Origin of the sequence: Microterricola viridarii (assembly GCF_001542775.1) — a bacterium.
GTDB classification, from domain to species: domain Bacteria; phylum Actinomycetota; class Actinomycetes; order Actinomycetales; family Microbacteriaceae; genus Microterricola; species Microterricola viridarii_A.
Window position 1 is genome coordinate 3113709 of record NZ_CP014145.1, and the last position, 20268, is coordinate 3133976.

At 70.3% G+C, this 20268-nt stretch carries 20 protein-coding genes; 4 read left to right on the forward strand and 16 right to left on the reverse strand.

The genetic code is table 11. From position 1 onward, the window contains the following. Positions 1-17: 17 nt before the first annotated feature. From AWU67_RS14290 to AWU67_RS14300, 3 genes are all read right to left on the reverse strand, one after another. Positions 18-1034: an alpha-ketoacid dehydrogenase subunit beta gene (locus AWU67_RS14290; RefSeq protein ID WP_234407270.1), complete on the reverse strand. Its 1017-nt coding sequence runs from the start codon at positions 1032-1034 to the stop codon at positions 18-20. Then, positions 1031-2131 (reverse strand): thiamine pyrophosphate-dependent enzyme, encoded by a 1101-nt coding sequence (locus AWU67_RS14295; RefSeq protein ID WP_067230490.1) that lies wholly within the window; start codon positions 2129-2131, stop codon positions 1031-1033. Before AWU67_RS14295 ends, AWU67_RS14290 begins: the two co-directional genes overlap by 4 nt. Before the next feature lie 62 nt (positions 2132-2193). Then, a complete protein-coding gene (locus AWU67_RS14300) occupies positions 2194-3357 on the reverse strand; it encodes a histidinol-phosphate transaminase (RefSeq protein ID WP_082717024.1) in 1164 nt (387 codons plus the stop codon). Positions 3358-3452: 95 nt separating this feature from the next. Between AWU67_RS14300 and AWU67_RS14305 the strand changes: the two genes are divergently transcribed. Further along, on the forward strand, positions 3453-3848 hold the full coding sequence (locus AWU67_RS14305; protein ID WP_067230494.1) for a phage holin family protein: 396 nt from the start codon (positions 3453-3455) through the stop codon (positions 3846-3848). A 63-nt stretch (positions 3849-3911) separates the two neighbouring features. On the opposite strand, the gene AWU67_RS14310 is transcribed toward AWU67_RS14305, so the two are convergent. Further along, the gene (locus AWU67_RS14310; protein WP_067230498.1) at positions 3912-5369 is read right to left on the reverse strand and encodes an alpha/beta hydrolase; all 1458 of its coding nucleotides are present in this window, start codon (positions 5367-5369) and stop codon (positions 3912-3914) included. Continuing rightward, a complete protein-coding gene (locus AWU67_RS14315; protein ID WP_067230502.1) occupies positions 5362-5715 on the reverse strand; it encodes a hypothetical protein in 354 nt (117 codons plus the stop codon). The genes AWU67_RS14310 and AWU67_RS14315 overlap by 8 nt, the downstream gene beginning before the upstream one ends. Positions 5716-5898: 183 nt before the next feature. Here AWU67_RS14315 and AWU67_RS14320 point away from each other — a divergent pair, with 183 nt between their 5' ends. Together AWU67_RS14320 and purB are read left to right on the forward strand one after the other, a co-directional pair. Further along, positions 5899-6426, forward strand: a complete 528-nt coding sequence (locus AWU67_RS14320; protein ID WP_067230505.1) for a low molecular weight protein-tyrosine-phosphatase — start codon at positions 5899-5901, stop codon at positions 6424-6426. Further along, positions 6423-7811 (forward strand): adenylosuccinate lyase, encoded by a 1389-nt coding sequence (gene purB, locus AWU67_RS14325; RefSeq protein ID WP_067230509.1) that lies wholly within the window; start codon positions 6423-6425, stop codon positions 7809-7811. Before AWU67_RS14320 ends, purB begins: the two co-directional genes overlap by 4 nt. A gap of 170 nt (positions 7812-7981) precedes the next feature. On the opposite strand, the gene AWU67_RS14330 is transcribed toward purB, so the two are convergent. From AWU67_RS14330 to AWU67_RS14365, 8 genes are all read right to left on the reverse strand, one after another. Continuing rightward, entirely contained in the window at positions 7982-8278 is a 297-nt protein-coding gene (locus tag AWU67_RS14330; protein WP_067230513.1) for a hypothetical protein, read from the reverse strand. After that, complete coding sequence (locus AWU67_RS14335) at positions 8275-8925, reverse strand: hypothetical protein (RefSeq protein WP_067230517.1); 651 nt, start codon at positions 8923-8925, stop codon at positions 8275-8277. Before AWU67_RS14335 ends, AWU67_RS14330 begins: the two co-directional genes overlap by 4 nt. 118 nt (positions 8926-9043) lie before the next feature. Next, positions 9044-10417: an NAD(P)(+) transhydrogenase (Re/Si-specific) subunit beta gene (locus AWU67_RS14340; RefSeq protein ID WP_067230520.1), complete on the reverse strand. Its 1374-nt coding sequence runs from the start codon at positions 10415-10417 to the stop codon at positions 9044-9046. Beyond that, entirely contained in the window at positions 10414-10743 is a 330-nt protein-coding gene (locus AWU67_RS14345; protein ID WP_067230524.1) for an NAD(P) transhydrogenase subunit alpha, read from the reverse strand. Before AWU67_RS14345 ends, AWU67_RS14340 begins: the two co-directional genes overlap by 4 nt. Next, positions 10743-11912: a Re/Si-specific NAD(P)(+) transhydrogenase subunit alpha gene (locus AWU67_RS14350; RefSeq protein WP_067230528.1), complete on the reverse strand. Its 1170-nt coding sequence runs from the start codon at positions 11910-11912 to the stop codon at positions 10743-10745. The genes AWU67_RS14345 and AWU67_RS14350 overlap by 1 nt, the downstream gene beginning before the upstream one ends. Positions 11913-12092: 180 nt before the next feature. After that, positions 12093-13025 carry a threonine/serine dehydratase gene (locus AWU67_RS14355; RefSeq protein ID WP_067230532.1) on the reverse strand — a complete coding sequence of 311 codons (933 nt, stop codon included), beginning with the start codon at positions 13023-13025 and terminating at the stop codon, positions 12093-12095. Positions 13026-13077: 52 nt separating this feature from the next. Next, a complete protein-coding gene (locus AWU67_RS14360; RefSeq protein WP_067230537.1) occupies positions 13078-13728 on the reverse strand; it encodes an NADPH-dependent F420 reductase in 651 nt (216 codons plus the stop codon). A 2-nt stretch (positions 13729-13730) separates the two neighbouring features. Beyond that, the gene (locus AWU67_RS14365; protein WP_067230541.1) at positions 13731-14789 is read right to left on the reverse strand and encodes an LLM class flavin-dependent oxidoreductase; all 1059 of its coding nucleotides are present in this window, start codon (positions 14787-14789) and stop codon (positions 13731-13733) included. An 87-nt stretch (positions 14790-14876) separates the two neighbouring features. Between AWU67_RS14365 and AWU67_RS14370 the strand changes: the two genes are divergently transcribed. Next, positions 14877-15251, forward strand: a complete 375-nt coding sequence (locus AWU67_RS14370) for a winged helix-turn-helix transcriptional regulator (RefSeq protein WP_234407271.1) — start codon at positions 14877-14879, stop codon at positions 15249-15251. A 126-nt stretch (positions 15252-15377) separates the two neighbouring features. Here AWU67_RS14370 and AWU67_RS14375 read toward each other — a convergent pair whose 3' ends face one another. The 3 genes from AWU67_RS14375 to AWU67_RS14385 all read right to left on the reverse strand — a co-directional run bounded on the left by AWU67_RS14375 (position 15378) and on the right by AWU67_RS14385 (position 20267). After that, a complete protein-coding gene (locus tag AWU67_RS14375; RefSeq protein ID WP_234407272.1) occupies positions 15378-17018 on the reverse strand; it encodes an amidohydrolase in 1641 nt (546 codons plus the stop codon). Then, entirely contained in the window at positions 17015-18439 is a 1425-nt protein-coding gene (locus AWU67_RS14380; protein ID WP_067232855.1) for a purine-cytosine permease family protein, read from the reverse strand. Before AWU67_RS14380 ends, AWU67_RS14375 begins: the two co-directional genes overlap by 4 nt. A 136-nt stretch (positions 18440-18575) precedes the next feature. Then, positions 18576-20267 carry an amidase gene (locus AWU67_RS14385; protein ID WP_067230549.1) on the reverse strand — a complete coding sequence of 564 codons (1692 nt, stop codon included), beginning with the start codon at positions 20265-20267 and terminating at the stop codon, positions 18576-18578. Position 20268 lies beyond the last annotated feature (1 nt).

The following is a 20268-nucleotide window of genomic DNA, read 5'->3' on the forward strand; positions in this document are numbered from 1 at the left end:
GTAGGTGGAAGAGATGATCAGTAGGCGAGGGCGCGGTCGACGGCCTCGAGCACCCGGTCGGGGCTCGGCAGGAACTGCGTCTCGACAGCGGCGGGCGGGAACGGCGTGTCGAAGCCGGAGACCCGCAGCACCGGGGCCTCGAGCAGGTAGAACGCCCGCTCCATGACCGTCGCGGCGATCTCGGAGCCGACGCTGACGAAGCCGGATGCCTCCTGCGCCACGACAAGACGGGTGGTCTTGGCGACCGACTCCAGGATGGGTGCGTAGTCGATCGGCGAGATCGAGCGCAAGTCGATGACCTCGAGGCTGATGCCCTCTTCTGCGGCCAGGTCGGCCGCCTCGAGCAGCACGCTGACCATGGCGCCGTGGCCGACGACGGTGACGTCGCTGCCCTGGCGGACCACCTGGCTGGCGTGCAGCGGCGTGACCTGCTCGGCGGCCGCGCCCAACTCGACGGTGCCCTTGGGCCAGTAGCGGCTCTTCGGCTCGAAGAACAGCACGGGGTCGTCGGAGGCGATGGCCTGCTGGATCATCCAGTAGGCATCGTTCGGGTTGGACGGGCTGACCACGCGCAGGCCCGGCGTGTGGGCGAAGTACGCCTCCGGGCTCTCCTGGTGGTGCTCGATCGAGCCGATGTGCCCGCCGTAGGGCACCCGGATGACGACGGGCATGCTCAGCTGGCCGCCGTGGCGGGTGCGCATGCGGGAGAGCTGGGTGGTGATCTGGTCGAAGCCGGGGAAGATGAAGCCGTCGAACTGGATCTCGCAGACCGGGCGGTAGCCGCGCATGGCCAGGCCGATCGCGGTGCCGACGATGCCGGACTCGGCCAGCGGGGTGTCCAGCACCCGCTTGTCGCCGAACTCGGCGTGCAGCCCCTCCGTGACGCGGAAGACGCCGCCGAGCGGGCCGATGTCCTCGCCCATCAGCAGCACTTTGTCGTCGGCGCCCATCGCGGCGCGCAGGCCGGCGTTGATCGCCTTGCCGAGCGGCATGTTGACGCTCTCGGCGCCCTCGTTGAATGTCATGGTGCTCATGCGTTGCCGTCCTCAAACGATGCCTCGAATGCCTCGAGCCACGCTTTCTGCTCTGTGACCAGCGGATGCGGCTCCGCATAGACGTTGTCGAAGATGACCTCGTCGCCCGGGGCCGTGACCTCGAGGGTGCGGCGACGCGCATCGGCTGCGTAGTCGGCCGCCTCGGCATCCGCGCCGTCGAAGAAGGCCTGCTCGGTGCCGCGGGCCTCGAGGAAGGTGCGCAGGCGCGCGATCGGGTCGCGCGGCAGCCACGCCTCGGTCTCGGCGTCGCGACGGTACTTGGTGGGGTCGTCGGCGGTGGTGTGCGCGCCGACGCGGTAGGTCATCGCCTCGATCAGCGCGGGGCCGTGGCCGGCGCGGGCGTCGTCCAGGTGCTTGGCGGTGACGGCGTAGCTGGCGAAGACATCGTTGCCGTCGATCTGGATGCCGGGCATGCCGAAGCCGGGGCCGCGGAGCGCGAGCGGCACGCGCGACTGGCGCTCGACCGGGACAGAGATGGCCCAGCCGTTGTTCTGCAGGAAGAACACCTGCGGCGTCTGGTAGCTGGAGGCAAAAACGAGCGCCTCGTTGACGTCGCCCTGCGAGGAGGCGCCGTCGCCGTAGTAGACCATCACGGCCTCGTCGGTCTCGGGGTTGCCCGTCGCCGTGCTGCCGTCGAACTGCATGCCCATGGCGTAGCCGGTGGCGTGCAGCGTCTGCGAGGCGAGCACGAAGCTGTACAGGTGGAAGTTGCCGGCCTCTGCCGGGTTCCAGCCGCCCATCGTGACGCCCTTGAGCACGCGCAGGATGTCGACGAGGTCGAGCCCGCGGATCATGCCGACGACGTGCTCGCGGTAGCTCGGGAAGATGTGGTCCTGCGGCCGCGCGGCGTAGGCGGAGCCGACCTGGGCGGCCTCTTGGCCGTGGCTGGGCACCCAGAGGGCGAGCTGGCCCTGGCGCTGCAAGTTCGCGGCGTCCCGGTCGAAGCGGCGCACCACGACCATGTCGCGGTAGAACTTGCGGAAGTCGCCGTCGTCGAGGCGCTCGAAGTAGGGCAGGTACTGCTCGGCCGCCTCGTTGGGCGCGAAGGTGCCGTCGGCGCCGAGCATCTGCACCATGGGCACGCCATGATCGGCGGGCTGGCTGGGCTGTGTGGGCAGGGTGCCGTTCACTGGGGCGTTCACCGTTCTCTGCGGGCCGGGTGGCCGGGGGCGAGGGAGTCAAGGATGGTCTGGGCCGCGGCGAGCAGGAGCGGCGTCGCTTCCTCTTCACCGACCGAGATGCGGATGCCGTCGGGGAAGGCCCGCACGATGAGGCCGGCCGCGGAGAGGGTCTCGGCGGCGGCGGCCGTCTCGGCCCCGAGCGGGAGCCAGAGGAAGTTGGCGTAGGAGCGGGGGAGTGCCCAGCCCTGCGCGGTGAGGGCGTCGTGGATGCCGTCACGGCGATCGGCGATGACGGCGACGCGGTCCAGCAGATGCTTCTCGGCGGCCAGCGAGGCCAGCGCCGCGGCGGAGCCCTGCGCGGTGACCGAGAGTGGGATGGCGGTGGAGCGGGCGGCATCCAGGATGCCCTCAGCGCCGATCGCGAAGCCGACTCGGAGCGCGGCCAGGCCGTAGGCCTTCGAGAAGGTGCGCAGGATGACGAGGTTGGGGTAGCGCTCGCTGAGCGGCGCTGCGCCCCGCGGCAGGCCGTTGACCGCCGGCTCGGCCAAGGTCTGCGCAGCTGCGGCGCCGGCGTGCACGAACTCGGCGTAGGCCTCGTCGAGCACGACGATGACATCGGTCGGCACGGCGGCCATGAACGCCGCGAACTCCTCGGCGCCGACGACGTTGCCCGTGGGGTTGTTCGGGCTGCAGATGATGACGAGGCTGGTGTTCTCGCCGACCGCCGCGGCAATCGCGGGCAGGTCGTGGCCGTGGTCCGGCGTGTTCGGCACCTGCACGCTGGCGGCGCCGGAGACCGTGACGAGGCCGGGGTAGGCCTCGAAGGAGCGCCACGAGTAGACGACCTCGGTGCCGGGCGCGGAGGTGGCGAGGATCAGCTGGGCGAGCAGGGCGACGGATCCGGAGCCGATGTGCACCTGGTCGGGCGTGACACCGTGGCGTGCGGCCAGCTCGGTGCGCAGCGCGAGGGCCGTGGCATCCGGGTACCGGTTGAACTGGGTCTCGGCGACGACCGCCTCGATCACGCCGGGCAGCGGGTCGAAGGGGTTCTCGTTGCTGGAGAGCTTGAAGGCGTCAGCCGCGGCGGGCTTGCCCTGCCGGTAGGCGGGCAGGGCCACGATTTCGGGGCGCAGGCGAAGCGCTGCGTGCGATTCGGCGGCGTCAGGGGTCGTCTCACTCATCCTGCCGAGTCTATTCGCCGGGTATGCCGCCACCGGCATGCATCAAACCAGAAGTTCCCACATCCGCGTGGTAGCTCACATGGAATAGTGGGGGTATGGGTACATTCATCATTCGACTCATCGTCAACGCCGTCGCCCTCTGGCTGACCACATTGATCGTGGCCGGGGTGAGCGTGCAGCCCTACGAGGACACGCAGCTGGCCACCGTGCTCACCTATCTGATGGTCGCTCTCGTGTTCGGCCTCGTGAACAGCATCATCGGTACCGCGGTGCGCGTCGTCGCCTTCCCGCTGTACATCTTGACGCTGGGGCTGCTCTCGCTCGTCGTCAACGCACTGCTGCTGATGCTGGCGGCCTGGGTGACCTCGCTGTTCGGCTTCGGCCTCGTCGTGGAGAGCTTCTGGTGGGGCGTGCTCGGCGCACTCGTGCTCAGCATCATCGGCGGCATCCTCGGCCTGATCATGCGCCCCCTCACTCGCAAACAAGACTGATTCGCAGACAAGACTGACCAGCACGCGGGGCTAGCCCGCGCGCTGGGCTAGTCGGCTGCTGGGCTAGTCGGCTGCTGGCACGCGCTCCGCGCGCCAGCTGGTCATGCTGCCGGGCGCCGTGCCGGCGAAGTCCCGCACCAGGCGCTCGAAGCCCTGCAGGCGCGGTTCGGCAGAGGCGTCGATCAGCCGGGCCGTGTGCCGGTACTGGTCGAGGCTGTGGGCGCCGAAGAGCGGCGCGGCCTGGTTCGCGGCCGGGTCGGCCGGCAGCGCCGTGCGGCCCACCGTGAGCAACTCGTCCGGCGCGTGCCCGCTGCCGCCCAGGGCCGGCACGATGTCGTCGGTGTGCTCGATCGAGAGGCCCGGCACGCCGTTCGCCTGCACCGAGCCGAGCGGACCGCCGAGGTTGACGTAGCCGGCCACGTTGAGGTCGCCCGCCTCGGCCAGGCGGGCCGCGACGAGGCCGCCCTGGGAGTGCCCGATCAGCAGCAGCGGTTCGCTCGGGGCCGCACCGGCGGCGGCGAGCGCCTCGCGCACCGCGCGCTCGCTGGCCGCGTCGCCATCGGCCGTCGCGTGCACATTCGCGGTGAGGTCGAAGGGCTCGGCACCCGGGGTGGCTGTGAAATCCGCAGTGCCGGCCAGGTAGACCACCCAGCGGGGCGCGGTCTCGCCGTAGCGCTCGATCCGGATCTGCGGCGACCCGGCGGCCGAGGAGGGCACCCGCGCGGCGAGGCCGCCGACCCCGCCCGGCGGCGTCACGGCCCTGGCGGCAGTTGCCCGGTGCACCCGTTCTGGCGTCTCCCGCAGGGCCCGGCTGCCGACGGCGGCGGCGAGTAGCGCGAGCACGGTGACGGCGGCGGCGCCCTCCTCTGCCCCGACGTGCGCGCCGACGGGCAGGGCCACGGCGGCGGGAACCCGCAGCAGGCCGGCCGCGAACTCGTCGCCGGAGCCGATCGCCGCCCGCACCAGCCGCACGAAACCGGGGCTGTTCAGCAGCCGGGGGTCGGCCAGCAGCCAGCCGGAGACGAGTGCGGGCAGCCGCGCCGGGTCGATGCCGAAGGCCGTGCTGAGCAGCAGGGTGAGAGCCGCCAACGGCAGCAGTGAGAACACGGCAGAGGCCAGCAGCTGCGGCAGCGCGCCCCCGGCCGTCCACGCGGCGAGCTGGGCACCGGCGCCCCAGAGGGCCGTGATCGTGCGCTCCGCCTGGCCGTAGGACTCCGCCGCCCGGCGCAGGGAGTCGCGCAGCCGTTCCACCGCGGCGCCGAACGCCTGCACCTGGCGCTGCGCCTCGCCGAGCAGCAGGGTCGAGGCCGCCGAGGGTGCCCAGCCCGACGCGCCGGTCATGCCCATCGCGGGGCCGCCCCCGCCGCCCGCGCCGTCATCTGCGGCGAGCACCGCGCCGATCCGCGCACGCCACTCCTCTGCGCGGGCCTGGCAGGCGCCGAGCTGCGCCGCATGGGCGAACATCTCGTCGGTGGCGACCGCGGTCGTTCCGCCGCCGGAGAGCGTCAGCGTGTCAGCCACCGGCGCTCCCCGCGGCCCGCAGCAGCCCGCCCAGGCGTTCGCACTCGCCCTGCCAGCCGGCCAGCTCCCGCCAGGCGCTCGCCTCGGCGGCGTGCACGCTGGCGAGGATCCCCGCGAGCTCGGCGTGCAGGCCCCGCAACTGCTCGGCGTAGACGGCCGCAGCGGGGGAGTGCCAGCCGGGCACAACGCCTGGCAGCCCGCTGGCCGCCTCTGGCTCGAGGGCGGCAAGTACCGAGCGGATGCCGCGCAGCCGCGCCTCCGTGGCGGTGCGCGCCGCCTCGGCGCCCTGCAGCGCCCACGCCAGCGCTACCCGCGAGACCCCGCCCTGCGCACCCGTGTCGCCCATCCCTCCACCCTGCCCGTTGCGGGGAATCCGGCGGCGAAGTGCGCGAGATCTGGGGACGGGGCACGGGCCCGCCGCGCTGTGCAGAGGAGGCGGCGCGGTCGGGCAACACGCCGCGCCGCGGCATCCGAAAGTCGAACAGAAATTCGATGCCTACGCGACGCGCTTTTAGCCCACAATGGGAGCATGACGCGCGCCCATTCGCCGAGCGAAGACGCGCAGCCCTTCCGCATCAGTTTTGTGTGCACCGGTAATATCTGCCGGTCGCCCATGGCTGAGGTCGTGCTGCGTGAGCACGTGGCGCGCGCCGGACTCGCCGGCTACATCACCACCACCTCCTCCGGCACCGGCGATTGGCACGTGGGGGAGCGGGCGGACCAGCGCACGATCGACGCGCTGGCGCGTCGGGGCTACGACGGCAGCATGCACAGGGCGCGCCAGTTCGAGACGGACTCCTTCGAGAATTTCGACCTGATCGTGGCCTTCGACCGCAGCCACGAGCGCATTCTGCGGGCCTGGGCGCCGAACGAGATCGAGCGCGACAAGGTGCGCATGATGCTCAGCTTCGACGCGGAGCAGGCGCATCTGCGCGATGTGCCGGACCCCTACTACTCGGACGATGCGATGTTTGACGCAGTTCTTGGGATGATTGAAAGGTCTTCGCAGGCACTATTCCGGCAAATCGCCCCCGCAATCCGACTAGGAGTCCGATGAGTCCCCTGCCCACACAACCGCTCAGCCCCCTCGATGGCCGCTACCAGGCCGCCGTGACCGGGTTGGGGGAGTTCCTCTCCGAGGCCGGCCTCAACCGGGCTCGCGTGCAGGTCGAGGTGGAGTGGCTGATCTACCTGACCGACCACTCCATGTTCGGTTCCGCGCCGTTGACCGCCGAGCAGCAGGCCTCTCTGCGCGCCCTCGTCACCGACTTCGGCCAGGCCGAGATCGACGAGCTGGCCGAGCTCGAGGCCGTCACCCGGCACGATGTGAAGGCCGTCGAGTACCTGGTGCGCCGCCGCCTGGCCGCCCTCGGCCTGGACTCCATCGCCGAGCTGACCCACTTCGCCTGCACCAGCGAAGACATCAACAACCTGAGCTACGCCATCACCGTTCGCGACGCCGTCAACACCGTGTGGCTGCCGAAGCTGCGCGGCGTGATCGGCAAGCTGGCCGAACTGGCCGAGCAGCACCGTGACGCCGCCATGCTCTGCCACACCCACGGCCAGCCGGCGACGCCGTCGACCATGGGCAAGGAGCTCGCGGTCTTCGTCTACCGCCTCGGCCGCATCGTCACCCAGCTGGAGGGCTCCGAGTACCTCGGCAAGTTCTCCGGGGCCACCGGCACCTTCGCCGCACACGTGGTCGCCGACCCGGATGCCGCCTGGCCCGCCATCTCGCAGGAGTTCGTCGAGAGCCTCGGCCTCACCTGGAACCCGCTCACCACCCAGATCGAGTCGCACGACTGGCAGGCCGAGCTCTACAACCGGGTCGCCCACGCCAACCGCGTGCTGCACAACCTGGCCACCGACATCTGGACCTACATCTCGATGGGCTACTTCCGCCAGATCCCGCAGGCGGGCGCGACCGGCTCGTCGACGATGCCGCACAAGATCAACCCGATCCGCTTCGAGAACGCCGAGGCCAACCTCGAGCTCTCCTGCGCGATCCTCGACTCGCTCGCCGCGACGCTGGTCACCAGCCGCCTGCAGCGCGACCTCACCGACTCCAGCGCCCAGCGCAACATCGGCGTCGGCTTCGGCCACTCGATGCTCGCCCTGGACAACATCCAGCGCGGCCTCGGCGAGATCGACCTGGCCCGCGAGGTGCTGCTGGCCGACCTCGACGCGAACTGGGAGATCCTCGGTGAGGCGATCCAGACCGTCATCCGCGCCGAGGTTGCCGCCGGCCGCTCCAGCATCGAAGACCCCTACGCCATGCTCAAGGAGCTGACCCGCGGCAAGCGCATCGGCCAGGCCGAGCTGGTCGCGTTCGTCGACGCGCTCGACATCGGCGACGCCGCGAAGGCGCGCCTGCTGGCCCTGACCCCGGCCGGCTACACCGGCCTCGCGAACGAGCTGGTGGACCGCCTGCCCGGCGCCTAACAGCCGCGCAACGCGAAACGCCCGACAGCTTCTGCTGTCGGGCGTTCTGCGTTACTGGCGGCCGTTGACCCGGATCGTTGAGCTTGGCCTGTCCTGAGCTTGTCCTGAGCCTGTCGAAGAAGGGTCGAAACCCTAATGTCGACACGCTCAATCGGCGGGTGCCTCCGCGGCTACTTCGTGCCGTCGGGGTTGTTCTGCTGCTCGAGGTCGGCCGTCTCTTCGGCGTCCTGCTTGGCGCCCATCGCGAAGAGGGCGAGCACCATCAGCACGACGATGAACGTGATGCCGGTGGCGACCAGGGTCAGAACGATCTGCTGGGTGGTGAGCAGCACGACAAGGCCGACGAAGATCGCGCCGATGCCAGATCCGCCGACCAGCTCGACCGGGCGCAGCCGGTCGCGCCGGCTGGGTTGGAACTGGGCACCGAGGGGCTCAGGGCGCTTCTTGGGGTCTGGATTCGTGCTCACGGGACATCCGATTCAGAGGTGGGGGTGGAGAGAGAAGAGGAGGGGGCCACGGATGCCGCGGGCTGTTCGCCCGCACGCTTCGGCGCCGAATCCCACTTCAGAGAGAAGGCGGCGATGCCGAGGAACACGGTCAGGATCGCGAAGTAGGCGCCGAGCAGGCCGACAGAGACCACGGCGTGCGGGGGCAGGATCATCAGCACGAGCGCGAGGATGACGGTGAGCCCGCCGGCCATGCGCCAGTCGCGGGCGGCGGCCAGGGTCTTGCGGGCGTGCCATCCGGCGTAGAACTCGAGAACGCCCGTGCAGGCGGCCCAGACGGTGACCAGGAACAGGAACGTACCGAGGCCGTCCCCTTCGCCGAGGCTGCCGAGCAGGCTGAGCGCGACGAGTCCGGCGATCGCGGTGAGCAGGCCGTTTGTGGCGAACAGGCGGCGGCTGAGCGAGTCCGCCAGCAGGCGCAGGCTGAGAGCGCCGAGGATGAGGCCGGCGGCCACAGCCCAGATGCCGAACACGGTGAGGCCGAAGCGCGGCCCGTGGTCTTCGGCGAAGGTGATGGCGATGGCCGGAACGGCGAGGAGGATCGCCCTGGTGAGCGGCACGATCCACTCGGTCGAGGTGTGCGCGGCGGCAACCCTGGTTTGAGTCACGCTGCGACCTCTTTCATGTCTGGGGGAACTGCTCCAGTCTACGTCGCCAGCGCCCCGCGCAAGCTGGAAGCCGCCGCAGGCCGTGCACCGGATGCCGCGGGACCCGGCATCCGGCGTTCTACAGCGCCTTCACCGCCGCGAGCACCTTGCTGAGGGAGTCCTTCGCGTCACCGAACAGCAGCGTGGTCTGCGGCTGGTAGAGCAGCTCGTTCTCGATGCCGGCGAAGCCGGGGCGCATCGAGCGCTTCAGGAACACAACCTGTCGCGCCTCCTCTGCCTCGAGGATCGGCATGCCGTAGATCGGCGAGCCGGCCGAGGTCTTCGCAGCCGGGTTGACGACGTCGTTCGCGCCGACGACGAGGGCGACATCCGTCGTCTTGAACTCGGGGTTGACGTCGGCCATCTCTTTGAGCGACTCGTAGGGCACATTCGCCTCGGCGAGCAGCACGTTCATGTGCCCCGGCATGCGGCCGGCAACCGGGTGGATGGCGTAGACGACCTCGATGCCGCGCGCCTCGAGCGCCGCGGCAAGCTCGACCAGCGTGTGCTGGCCCTGCGCGACGGCCAGGCCGTAGCCGGGCACCACGATGACCCGCTGCGCGTAGCCGAGCAGCACGGCGACGTCTTCTGCGCTGGAGGAGCGCACCGGGCGCTCGCTCTGCACGGTGGAACCGGCGGTCGAGCCGCCGCGGAACGCGCCGAACAGGATGCCGGCGACGCCGCGACCCATGGCCGCGGCCATCGAGCGGGTGAGGATCGTTCCGCTGGCACCGACGAGGGTGCCGGCCACCACGAGCAGCACGTTGCCGAGCACGAGGCCGGAGGCCGCAACCGCCAGGCCGGTGAAAGCATTCAACAGCGAGATCACGATGGGCACGTCGGCGCCGCCGACCGGCAGCACCAGCAGCACACCGGCCACGAGGCCGATCGCGAGCAGCACGACCGCGTAACCGGTCGAGCCGGTTGCAATCGTGATCCACGCACCGACCAGTGCCAGCACCACCACGAGGCTCATCACGATCGGGAGGCCGGGGAAGAGCACGGGCCGCGTCGTCATCAGCTCCTGCAGCTTGGCGAAGGTGATCGCAGAGCCGGCGAATGAGATGGCGCCGACCAGCAGCGTGAAGACGATCGCCAGGCGTACCCACGGATTGTCGTTGTGGGCGAGCTCGAGCAGACCGACCAGCGCGGCCGCTCCGCCGCCAACGCCGTTGAAGATGGCGACGAGCTGGGGCATCTGGGTCATCTTGACGCGGCGCGAGACGGGCGCTGCGATGAGCGAGCCGAGCGCGATCGCCGCGAGGATCCAGGGGATGTTGTCGAGTTCCATCGAGAAGAACACGGTCACGACGGCCACGAGTGCGCCGAAGGCGCCGATCAGGTTGCCGCGTCTGGCGGTCTTGGGCGCGGCCAGTCCGCGCAGGGCGAGGATGAAGCAGACGGCGGCCACGAGGTAGAGCAGGGCGGTCCAGGTGGGGTCGAGCAGCATCATCGGCCGGTCTCCTTCCGGTCGGCGGATGTGGGTGCGGATGCTGCCGGCGCCTTGCGCCCGCGGAACATCTCGAGCATGCGGTCAGTGACGACGAATCCACCGACAAGGTTGGCGGTGGCCAGCACCACGGCGAGCAGGGCGACGGCGAGCACCCACGGGTCGTGTGCCTGGCCGGCGACGGTGATGGCGCCGACCAGGATGATGCCGTGGATGGCGTTGGCGCCAGACATCAGCGGGGTGTGCAGGGTGCTCGAGACCTTCGAGACGACCTCGAATCCGACGAACACCGCGAGCACGGTGATCGTCAACAGTGAAATTCCGTCCATCAGGCCACTCCTCCTTCAGTCGTGCCGGCAGCCAGACCAAGGGCCTCGGCGGTGGGGGCGTGCCGCACGGCGCCGTCGGCGGTCAGGCATGCGCCGGCAAGCACCTCGTCGCCGAAGTCGGGGGCGACAACGCCGTCGGTGGTCATCAGCTCGAGCAGGTTGGCGACGTTCTTGGCGTAGAGACGGGAGGCGTCGGAGGCCATCGCAGATGCGGCATCCTTCATGCCGACGAGGGTGACGGAGCCGGATCCGTCGGCGGTGGGCACCAGCACATCGGCGCCGGCCACGGCGCCCTCGACGTTGCCGCCGCTCTCGGCGGCGAGGTCGATCACCACCGAGCCGGGCTTCATCGCCTGCACCATCTCGCGGGTCACCAGCAGCGGCGCGGGCCGGCCGGGAATCGCCGCCGTGGTGATCAGCACATCGGAGGCGGCCACGTGCGGCGCCAGCAGGGCGCGCTGTCTGGCGGCCTTGTCGTCGCCGAGCTCTTTCGCATAGCCGCCGCTGGCCTCGGCGGTCTCGAGGTCGAGGTTGATGAACTTCGCCCCCATCGAGGCGACCTCGTCGGCGGATGCCGGCCGCACGTCGTTCGCCGATACGCGGGCGCCGAGCCGCTTGGCGGTGCCGATCGCCTGCAGGCCGGCGACGCCCGCGCCGAGCACCAGCACGCTGGCCGGCGGGATGGTGCCGGCTGCGGTCATGTACAACGGGAAGAAGCGGGGCAGCCGCATGGCGGCCTCGAGCACGCAGCGGTAGCCGGCGATGAGCGCCTGCGAGGTGAGCGCGTCCATCGACTGCGCCCGTGAGATGCGGGGCACCAGTTCGAGGGCGAACGCGGTCACGCCGGCCTCGGCGAGGGCGCGCACCGTGGGCAGCTCGCTCGCGGGGGAGGCGAGGCCCACGGTGACGGCGCCGCGGCGCAGCAGGGCTACGGTCGCCGGGGTGAGCGGCCGCACATGCGCGAACACGTCAAGCTGGCCGAGGTCGAGCGTCGCCACAACGCTGGCCCCGGCATCCGTGTAGCTCTGGTCGCTGTGCCCGGCGGCCATGCCCGCGCCGCCCTCGACCAGAACCTCTAGGCCGAGCCCCCTCAGTTGACGCACGGTGTCTGGGGTGGCGGCGACGCGCTTCTCCCCGTCTCGGCGCTCTCGCGCAATGCCGACTCTCACGCATGACTCCCGTCTCGAAAGGGTGCGACGGAGTCAGGCGCGGCCGAGGCCGTTGCCGCGACCCTGCAGCACACAGTGAGTCTGACAGTAAGGGGCCCGCGGGGGAATCATTCGGGCTTCAGCGCGTCAAGATCGGCCGATCTTTCGCTCCCACTCAATTCGGCCGACAATCGCCGTCGGCTAGAACGTGCTGGGATCGGTGTTCGCCCCGCAGACGATCACGGCGACGCGCTCGCCCGACCGGGGGCGGTAGGCACCGGATGCCAGGGCGGCGGCCGCTGCGGCCGCGCCGTACTCGCTCGGGATGCGGTACTCCCGCCAGAGGGCGGAGCGCGCGGCGATGATGTCGTCGTCGCCGACCAGCACGCTGCTGAGCGAACCGGTGGCGTGCGCGGGCGCGGCCAGCGCGAAACCGATCTGCCCGACGCGCCGCGCGCCGAGCGAATCGGCGGCGACACCGCCCACCGCGACGTCGACCGGCGCACCGGCGGCCAGTGCCGCGTGCAGCGTCGGCGCGCGTTCGGGCTCGACGGCCACGACGTGGGCGCGCCCCGCCGCAGCGGCCAGCACGCCGGCGAGCAGCCCGGCGCCGCCGACGGCGACCACGATCGTCTCGACCCCGGGGTCGTCGGCGAGCAACTCCTCGGCCAGCACGCCGGCTCCGGCCGCGATCTCGGCCTGGTCGTAGGCGTGGCAGAACAGCGCACCGCTCTCGGTGGCGAACACGCTCGCCGCCGCGAACGCCTCGACGTACTCCTGCCCGGTCTGCACGACCGTTGCCCCCAGGGTGCGCAGCAGCGCCACCTTCACGGCGGGCGCCGTCTCGGGGACGAACACGGTGGCTGGCACCCCGAGCACCGATGCCGCATAGGCGTTGGCGATGCCCGCGTTGCCGCCGGATGCCACGACGATGCCGACTTCGGCATCCAGCTCGCCGCGCTCGCGGGCCGCGAGCTGCCGGTTGAAGGCGCCGCGCGCCTTGAATGTGCCGGTGTGCTGCAGGAACTCCAGCTTGAACGAGAGCGTCGCGCTGGCGTGGAACGACGGCGTGCGGCGCACGTGGGCGCGGGTGCGCTGCTCGGCGGCCTGCACGTCGAGGCGGGTGAGCGTCATGAGCGGTTCCAATCGGCGACGGTCTGCGCGGGCGGGATGCCGCGGAACAACTCTAGGCGGCGAGCTGGCGCCCCTCGGCAGCCAACGCCGCGAGGTCGTCAGACTGCACGAAGCGCCCGAAAATCTGCTCGCCTGGCTGCAGCACGACACCCGCGGCCAGGGTGCCGATATCGACGGCGTCGAATCCGATGCGGTCGAGGAAGGCCGCGACGGTGTCGTTGGCGCTCTGGTGGTCGCCGGCGACGGCAACGGCCCGCCGGTTGACCGCACCGGCCGGCGCCCCATCGGTGTCCATGTCGTGGTAGCCGAGGTGGTTGAGCGATTTCACCAGGCGCACGTCCGGGTGCAGCCGCTGCACGAGCTCGCTGCTGGTGAGTCCGGGGGTGGCGCCCTGCAGGATCGCCGGGGTGCCATCGACCGGCTCCCAGTGGTTGCTTGCGTCCACCACCACCGCGTCGTCGAATCGATTCAGCGCCACGGTGTCGACCTTGCCGAACGGCACCGCAAGGATGGTGAGCTCCGCGACATCCGCCACCTCGTCAACTGTCGCCGCGCGGGCACCCGGCACCGTCATCGCCACGATCTGCTCGAAGTACGCGGCGCCGGGCGAGCCCACCAACAGGACCTCGTCGCCGGCGGCAACCGCCAGCCTGGCGATGGCCGTGCCCACCTTGCCTGCCCCGATGATGCCAACCGTCGCCACGGCTAGTTGCCCTCCGGCCGAGGTGAGGAACCCGCCAGGGCCGCGTCCACCAGCGGCTTCACCCGGGTGCCGAGCAGCTCGATCGAGCGCAGCAACTGCGCCTGCGGCAGGTTGCCGAAGTCCATCTGGAAGAAGTGCCGCATGTGCCCGATGGCGCCGTGCAGGTCGAGGATGCGCTCGGCGATCTCCTCCGGCGATCCGACGTAGAGGGCACCCCTGGCCGAGGTGTCGCGGTCGTAAGAGAGCCGGGAGGGCGCCGCGAAGCCGCGCTGCTCGCCGATCGTGCTCATGCTGTTGTGCCACTGCGGCCAAAACTCGTCGCGGGCGACTGCGCCACTCTCGCCGATGTAGCCGGGGCTGCCGACCGCCACCTTGATGTCGACCTCTGCCATGCCGTTGGCGCGGGCGGTGTTGCGGTAGAGCTCGGTGAGCGGCGCGAACCGGGCCGGCTGGCCGCCGATGATGCCGTACGAGATCGGGAGGCCGAGCAAGCCGGCGCGCACTGAGGAGGAGGGGTTGCCGCCGGTGCCGAGCCAGATCGGCAGGCTGCCGGCATCCGGTCGGGGAACCACCACGGCGTCGGTCAGCGCCGGACGGGTGGATCCGCTCCAGGTGACTCGTTCGTCGGCATTGACCGCGAGGAGCAGTTCGAGCTTCTCGGCGTACAGCTTGTCGTAATCACTGAGGCTGTACCCGAACAGCGGGAACGACTCGGTCGATGATCCGCGCCCCGCGGTGATCTCGGCCCGACCGTTGCTGAGCGCGTCGACGGTGGCGAACTGCTGGAACACGCGCACGGGGTCGTCGGTGCTCAGCACGGTGACGGCGCTGGCGAGTGTGATGTTCTCGGTGACGGATGCCGCGGCGGCGAGGATCGTGGCGGCGGCCGAGGCCGGCATCTCGTGGGTGTGGTGTTCGCCGATGCCGAAGTAGTCGAGCCCGACCTCGTCGGCGAGGCGGATGGCCTCGAGCAGATTGCGTGTCGCCTGGGCGGTGCTGGCGAGTTCGCCGCTCAGCGGGTCGCGGGCGAGGCTGCCGAAGCTGTAGACGCCGAGTTCCATCGGTTGTCCTTTCGTGGGGGTGTCTCTCCATCGTCGACCTCCGCCGCCATTTTTGCGATTCAATGGTTAGTCGCTTACTCTGGGTAAGTGAATACCGGAGTGAAGAGCGCAGCCCAGACCGCCGACTCGACATCGCTGTTCGGCGAGCACACGGACGAGGCGGAGTGCCGCCGCTTTCAGGCCGCGGCCGAGATCGCCGGGCGCAAGTGGACTGCCTTGATCCTGCTTGCCGGGGTTCGCGGCGCGGAGCGATTCTCTGAGTACCGCGCACTCGCCGAGGGCATCTCGGACCGGGTGCTCTCGGTGCGACTCAAGGAGCTCGAGCAGGAGGGTCTCATCCTGCGCGAGGTGACACCGACCACGCCGGTGCAGGTGCGCTACCGGCTGACCGAGGCCGGGAGCGAGCTCATCGAGGTGCTGCACCCGCTCGTGCGCTGGGGCAGCAAATGGCGTGATGCATGAGGCGCAGCCTCGTGAAAGGCGGCAGCCCCACCCAAGGAAACCTACGCATCAGTGACCGCTGCTTGCCACCCTCCATCTAGGTCACCAGCCGCGCACCCCAGCCGATCGACCGACTGAACGCCCCAGCTACACCGCGTGCAGCCGCCGACCACCGACAACAGTCGTCACGACCCGCGCCTCGAGCAGCACCTCCGGCGCTGCGTCGAACACGTCCCGATCGAGCACGACGAAGTCGGCGTACAGGCCAGCGGCCAGGCTGCCGTAACGGCCCTCCGCCCCGCAGGCCCATGCCGCATCCGCGGTGGCGTGCCGGATCGCGTCAGTGAGCGGCAGCGCGTACCGCGCAAGGTTCGGCTCCAGCGACGGGTCCAATGCAGAGCGACGGGTCGAGGCGATGAACATGTTCGGCAGCGGTGCGAACGGCGATGTCGGCGAGTCCGTTCCGAAGACGAGGCGCGCGCCCTGGTCGGTCATCTCCGGCCACGGGTAGCCGCGTTCCACCCGCTCGTCGCCCAGCATCTCGCGCCAGTTCGCCTGAATGGCGGGGTCGGAGTGCACCGGCTGCATGCTGGCGACGATCCCGAGGGCCGCCAGGCGCTCGATCTCCTCCGGATCCACGACTTCGAGGTGCTCGATGCGGTGGCGACGCGACCGCGGCCCGTTCACGGCGATCGCGCGCTCGACGGCGGCGATGGCGATGCGCACCGCCTCGTCGCCGATGGCGTGCATGGCGACCTTGAGCCCGGCGGCATCCGCCGCGGCGACCACCGGTGCGAGATCGTCGAGCGACCAGATCGCCTCGGGCAATGCGCCGTTGACGTACGGCGTGCGCACCGCGGCGGTGCAGCCGTCGACGGTTCCGTCCACCATGAGCTTGACCCCGACGACGCGCAGCCAGTCGTCGTCGCCCTCGGCGAGCAGCTCGGCCGCGCGCGCCACCTGGGCGAGATTCTCGTCGAGGTCACCCGTCGGGTGCACCAGCCAATGTGCGGTGATCCGGGCGGTCAGCTCCCCGGCCTGCAGCACACGGCGCAGTGCGGCCAGCTGCGCCTCATCCAGAGCCATGTCTGTGGCCGCCGTGACCCCGCTCGCGCGGTAGCCGGCGAGTGCCGTGCGCACCGCTGCGTCATTGTCGTCCTCGGTGGCGAAGGAGTCCAGAACGCCCCAGACGAGCTGGTGCATGGCGATCTCATCGACGACGCCGGTCAGGCGGCCGGCGGCATCGCGATGGATGCGACCGCCTGCCGGCGACTCGGTCGCCTCATCGATTCCAACCTCGGCGAGGGCCGCCGTGTTCAACCAGATGGAGTGCAGGTCGTGCGCCTGCAGGTACAGCGGCCGGTCGGCCACCATGTCATCGAGCAAGCGACGGTCCGGTGCGCCGTCGATCGCGCTGTGCTGCCAGCCCTGGGCGAAGACCCGTGGCGCTGCGGGGTTCTGGGCGGCGGCGCTGCTGATCCGGCTGCGGATCTCGTCCAGATCGCCGGCGCCCCACAGGTCGACCTGCCGCGCGGCCTTGCCGGTCTCCACGACGTGCGCATGCCCGTCGACGAAGCCCGGCAGCACGACTCGGCCCGCCAGGTCGGTGCGCTCGGCATCCGGGGCGGCAATCCTGGCCGCCGTGGCATCGTCGCCGACATAGAGGATGCGCTCGTCGTGGACGACGATGGCGCTCGCCCATGGGCGGGCTCCCGCGGTGAAAATGCGGCCGCCGGTGTACACCTGCATGCGCGGTGCACCGTCTGTCCTGTTGGTCATGTCGGTCATGGTCGCCCCTTGCCGCCGAGTCGAGTGCGCTGCAGCCCCGCGTAGACGCTTGCCGCGACGACGAGCGCGACGGGGACCGAGAGGTCAATGTAGCCGAGGGCCTCGGAGATGGGGCCGGTCCACACGGTCGTGGAGACGAAGAGGGCACTCGTGCACACGCCCGCCACGAACGCGAGAACGCCTGGCAGGCCCCAGCCCGCGGTGTACCAGAAACGCCCGCCCGGTCGACCGTCGAAGAGGTCCTCACCGTTGTAGCGGCCGCGTCGGCTGATGACGTCGATGACGAAGATGGCCATGATCGGCGCCGACACCAGGATCAGGAACTGCAGCATGAGGTTCACCGCGTCGAGCAAAGAGGTGGAGAGCGCGAGGTAGATGGTCAGCGCCGCGCCGATGGCTCCGACGACGACGGCCGCCGGGATCCGGCGGATCGGGACTCCGATCGCCTGCAGTGTCAGGCTTGAGCTGTACGTCGTCATGCCGTTCAGAGCAACGGTGTTGATCACGACGCCGAGGACGAACAGCGGGGCCAGCCAGGCGGGCAGCAGCGCCAGCAGTGCTCCCTCCAGCCCGGCATCCATCGCGGAGCCGACCGCCGTCGCCAGCAGCGCTCCGACGATCGTGAAGAAGGTCTGCGGCAGCGCGCCGCCGAGGGCCGTGGCGGCGATGATGTGGGACGGCTTGGTGTCGCGGGGCAGGTAGCGAGACATGTCTGGGCTGTTCATGTATGACAGCGGGCCCGAGGCGAGGATGGCGAAGCCGATCGTGATCGCCGACCACAGCGGTACTCCCTGCAGCGGCTCGGCGGGCCGGTACGCCCAGTCGACGTGGGGGAGGATGAACGCCGTCACCACCAGGAAGATCGCGATCAGGACGATCGCGATGGCCGGATATGCGCGCAGGATCAGGCCGTGGCCGTACACCGCGATGAGCACGGTGACGGCCGCAACGACGAGGGTGATGAGGATGGGGACGAGCACCGGGTCCGACACCCCGAACTGGGCGAGCAGGCCGGCGCCGAGGAACGCGGCCGCGAGCCAGTTGAGGGCGAGGAACACCGCCGCCACCAGCCAGCCCATGAACGCCTGGACGACCTTGTTGCCGCGGAACCCGAACATGGCGCGCGTGATGACCGAGCCGGAGGTGCCGGCGGCCGGGCCGCTCACGGCGATGATTCCCGTGAAGATCCAGGGCACCGATCCGGCCACGATCACGAGGATTGCCTGCCACAGCTCGAGGCCGAGCAGGATCATCGACGCCCCGATCGTGAGGGCGAGCACGTTGACGCTCGGCGCTGCCCAGACCGCGAAGAGGTCGCGCGCGCGGCCGTGCCTGGCCGAGTCATCGATCAGTTCGATGCCACGTGTCTCCGGCTGCGTTGCCGAGTCGACGAGCGCTCCATCCGGTGCGGTGGTGGTCAGGGGAAAATCTGCCAAAAGGGGGCCTCTTCTCGGATGGTGCGGACGTCTCTGTCGCTTGCGATTCTTATTGATCGCCAAGCCAATAGGGCTGTTGGTCAGTCATTCAATAGCACCGCCGACATGGTGTCAAGGATTTTTAGCGCAGCCGCGGGGTGCGCTTCGGCTCCGTGCGCCGGCGGCCGCTTGCCTCGAAGGCGGCAGCCAATCCAAGCAGCCGCGTGTCGTCGTTGGCTCGCCCCGCAAAAGTCAGCCCCACCGGCATGCCCGTGTCGGCCATGGTTCCCATCGGCACCGTGACGGTCGGGATGCCGAGATGCCGCAGCACGAGATTGCCGTTGGCGACCCAGACGCCGTTGCGCCAGCCGAGGTCGGCGGAGTGCGGGTTGACGTCCATGTCCGCCGGCGCGACGTCGGCCATCGCGGGGAAGACGACGGCATCCAACCCCAGTCCGTCCATCCACTCTTCCAGGTCGATCCGGCGCGTCTGCTCGAGCCCGCGCACGCCCTCCTCGAGGTGCGGGATGTCGGTGAAGGCCGCGTAGGGGTGCTCGCGCACCTGCCTCGGGTACTCGGAGATGTCGTCGTCGAACCCTGTGTACCGGTCCGGCAGTGCACCCGGCGGAGGCGGGAAAATGCGTTGCGGGTCGATGTCGGCGAGGCTCTGCACGGATGCGTCGCCGTTCGCCGCCAGGAAGTCCTCCCAGGCCCACGCCGACAGGTCAGTGATCTCGTGCTGCAAGAACTCGGGCGAGACCAGCCCACGGGTCTTGACGGTCGGCGCCCCGGCACGATCGCCCTCGTAGCGGCTGACCACCGGGAAATCCACCTCGACCACCTCTGCGCCGTGCGCCTCCAGGTCGCGCCGCGCGGCCTCCCACAGTGCAATGACCGACGGCCGGGTGTCGATGCGCTGACCGGTCGACCCTCCGATCGTTGTTCCGCTCCCAGCCTCGGCATCGGCGTTGATGTACATGCGGGGCACGCCAAAGCGGCGGCCTGTGAGCGACTCCCTCACCGCCGTGTAGGAGTCCGGTCGCAGCGCGGAGGCCGCGGCGATCGACACCCAGGGTTGGGCCCGCCAGAAGTCCCCTCGCGTTTCGGCATCATCGGCGACGAGCACGTCGAGCAGCTCGAACATGTCGGCCATCGTCCTGGTGTGGGGAACAACGACGTCCATGGTCGGCACGAGGGGCCAGTTGCCGCGCACGGAGAGGATTCCGCGTGACGGCGTGTACGCGCACAGCGCGTTGCAGGATGCCGGGGCCCTGCCACTGGACCACGTCTCCTCACCCATGCCGAAGGCCGCGAAACTGGCCGCCGTCGCCGTGCCGGAGCCGTTGGAGGAGCCAGAGCCGAAGGCGCTGGTGAGCCAACCGGCGCTGTAGGGGCTCTCGGCACGGCCGTACAGGCCACGCTGCATGCCGCCATTGGCCATCGGGGGCATGTTGGTCAGCCCGAGGCAGATTGCTCCCGCCGCACGGAGCCGCCCGATCGTGAAGGCATCGTGCTGGGCGACGAGGCTCTCGAACGCGGGCGACCCCGCCGCCGCCGTCAGCCCGCGCACGAGATAGCTGTCCTTCGCGGTGTAGGGAATGCCCTCCAGCGGGCCGGTTTCCTGCCCGCTCGCACGGCGCGCGTCCGACGCCGCCGCCTCTGCGAGTGCGTCCGGGTTGTGGACGACGACGGAGTTGAGCGCTGTCGGCGTTCCGGGGGCGTCGAACGCAGCGATTCGCGCGAGGTAGGCGGTGACGAGCTCCACACTCGTGGCCGCACCGCTTCGAAGCGCGTCGCGCAGCTCGGCTATCGAGGCCTCGACGACGTCGATCACG